Below are 2,476 nucleotides of genomic sequence, written 5' to 3'. Positions count from 1 at the left end.
CTAGAATACTCCGAGTAATTCTGGATAAATCTACACAATGTTTTTCTAAGATCTATCTGTAAAATCTGTGACTTTACAGACTTATAGTTAAATAGAAGAACTCTAAAGTAGTAAACGGAAATTGCAACAAACGAAACTGTAGGGAAAATTGAAACCAAAATACCGTCTCTAACTGCGGCAATGTTATCTAGATGCAAATATACAACAATTAGTCCTGAAATTATAGGTAATACGATTAAAACCGACAAATCCGAAGCCAAAATAGTATTCCATCTCGCTCATTTTTCTTCTCTGTCGACAGTTCATCAAACCCTTGGTACAGGCCAACAAAGTTGAAAGCATTTTCATATTTAGATAAAGACTCTTTAAGTGAGTCGACTTTGGCTTCTCTTTTAGCCAGGTCTGTATTCCAGTCATCTTTTAGCTTTTCTGCTTTAGCAGATACTGCATTAAAGTTTTTTAAACTTTCTATAGCGTTACTATTAGCTATAGCCTTAAAGATGTTGATCGGCATTTCACGAATAGCATATTCGATTTGCACTTTAGCATTGTGTTCAAATGAATCAACGTTGTAAAAAACAAAACGTCTTGCAGCTTCAAAATCCATTGCCAAATCATTTTTCATAGAAAGATAAAGCTCGAACAGGAAGCGGAAGCACATGGAACAAATATTATCCAATTTTTCCTTTGTTAGTTCTTTCTCCTCATGAGCCAGTCGACTAATAAATTGGTCGCCAATCCATTGAATATTTATTTCACAAAGCTCATCCCATTGATCAGGCTTGTTTTCCATGGAGCCAACAACTAATCGGATAAGGTTATTCCGTTGCTTTTCGAAATCGTCAGCAGGAACCAAACCATCAATTTTGTGTTTAAACTTTGTGAGAACAGTTTTGCTCTGGTTCGTACTAAAAAATTCTGCCATGTGGCTACCTATTAATGATGCATGTAACGTTTGAATTGAGCGGCCCGCGAAGGCAGGACGGCTTTTGCCCAGAATGAAATGAGGAGCAAAACCGGCCTGCCGGAGTACGTCCGCTCGAACGAAGTGTTAGGCGTAATTAGTATAATGACGGACACTTGTATAACTCAATTCCAGACTTCTTTACATCTCCACCCATATTTTCTATTGTGTACAGATAAGGCATTTTATCATCGCCAATCGCAATCAAACCTTTGCATGAATACGAACAAGATATGTAGCGGGTTGGTTTGAAGCATATGTCCTGGCCGCGCTTTGTCTTGTATAAGTCCATAGGCCATTTGAGGCAGTCGTAATTACCACCTATCGGACAGGTAATTTGTTCATATTCGCCCGCATAGGCGACCACTTTTCCCTGAAGATCCGGCAATTCGTCGAAAATCCCCGCATAGGCGCTAGCGCTTGCATATGCGAGAAGAACGAAAACAAGGTTGCGCATTATTCCTCCAATTTGTTGGTTTTACGTACCCGGGGAGAGTATAACGCCTAACGCTAGGTTAGCGCGCGGCCGGATTTACCGGCCGTCGCGTTGAACCACTAGTTAGCCACCAGTTACTCCGCGAACCGCGATTGTTTTTACGAACTCGCTAGTAAAAATGAAGAACCCCATTGCAAGCGCCAGATAAACGACGCCAGGAATTGTGAGAAGTGCGCGTAAAGGTTGATGCACAGCAGAACGCCACGTGAGTGGTGGCTCCGAATTTGGAAGCTGCCCCTTCATTGCGTTTTCGAGCGGTAGAGCAATGTATTTGGCGACGTAAAACAGAAGTAGCGCCGATAGGATGATGAACACGAAAAAGCATAGAAGCCCAAAGAATACCGAGCCTGACTTCAGGGTGGAGAGGCTTACCTGGAAAACAGCCGCGGTAACCAGAACCCAGGCCCAACTCTTAAAAATTGACTCAAGTGTTTCTTGCTTTGTCAGATGCTCAAAGAACTGATCACGTTTGCGTTTCATTTGTCCTCCTAGTGGCTAACGATGCGAGTCACCGGCCACAGGTGCAAGTAAAATTAAAATTTACAACGATAGCTAGGCCCTGTGATCTGCGTGCAATCGATTGTTAGGCGTTTTTTCGATTTTTGCCCCACATTTTGGGCAATATTTTATTTTTGAGAATGGCTGAGTATGCTCATAGCCGCAAGAGCCGCAAAAGGAAGTTGATTTTGATGAGGCATATGTTATGAGCACTCCAATGCCAATAAAAATAATTAATGGGACTATTGGAAAGCCCATGATATATCCTGAAAAAAACATAAGGATACTTAAAAATAAACTGGAAATATTATTTATTTGTTTTTTCTTATTAATATTTTTTGCTCTCTTTTTTGCCACATAAAATATTGCTGCAGCAACGCCCAATACTATTGAATAAATTAGTAGTACTAGCCCATCTGTTTCTTCGCTCATTTTATTTATTAACCACTAACTTGGTTTATACAGCACCCACTGCTGCGTAATAATTCCAGATTGCCGCATAACGATTGCTGCATAAC

Annotated in this window: 4 protein-coding genes; all 4 read right to left on the bottom strand. The window is 40.7% G+C overall.

What is annotated here, in order from left to right; genetic code table 11:
* Positions 1–235 precede the first annotated feature (235 nt).
* A complete protein-coding gene (locus A8710_RS11960) occupies positions 236–925 on the bottom strand; it encodes a hypothetical protein (RefSeq protein WP_068861106.1) in 690 nt (229 codons plus the stop codon).
* Between the two features lie 136 nt (positions 926–1,061).
* Positions 1,062–1,421, bottom strand: a complete 360-nt coding sequence (locus tag A8710_RS11955; RefSeq protein WP_068858708.1) for a hypothetical protein — start codon at positions 1,419–1,421, stop codon at positions 1,062–1,064.
* Between the two features lie 102 nt (positions 1,422–1,523).
* Positions 1,524–1,940, bottom strand: coding sequence for a hypothetical protein (locus tag A8710_RS11950; RefSeq protein ID WP_068858710.1), 417 nt, complete (start codon positions 1,938–1,940; stop codon positions 1,524–1,526).
* A 72-nt stretch (positions 1,941–2,012) separates the two neighbouring features.
* Positions 2,013–2,390, bottom strand: a complete 378-nt coding sequence (locus tag A8710_RS12280; protein WP_157686322.1) for a hypothetical protein — start codon at positions 2,388–2,390, stop codon at positions 2,013–2,015.
* Positions 2,391–2,476 lie beyond the last annotated feature (86 nt).

The sequence above is a fragment of the Perlucidibaca aquatica genome (assembly GCF_001676655.1).
GTDB lineage: Bacteria > Pseudomonadota > Gammaproteobacteria > Pseudomonadales > Moraxellaceae > Perlucidibaca > Perlucidibaca aquatica.
Note: the sequence above shows the minus strand (reverse complement) of the source record. Positions and strands in the feature narration are given on the sequence as shown.

Bases quoted from the DNA above. Each gene is read 5' to 3' on its own strand.
- A8710_RS11960 (WP_068861106.1), bottom strand. From the start codon at position 925: ATGGCAGAATTTTTTAGTACGAACCAGAGCAAAACTGTTCTCACAAAG.
- A8710_RS11955 (WP_068858708.1), bottom strand. From the start codon at position 1,421: ATGCGCAACCTTGTTTTCGTTCTTCTCGCATATGCAAGCGCTAGCGCC.
- A8710_RS11950 (WP_068858710.1), bottom strand. From the start codon at position 1,940: ATGAAACGCAAACGTGATCAGTTCTTTGAGCATCTGACAAAGCAAGAA.
- A8710_RS12280 (WP_157686322.1), bottom strand. From the start codon at position 2,390: ATGAGCGAAGAAACAGATGGGCTAGTACTACTAATTTATTCAATAGTA.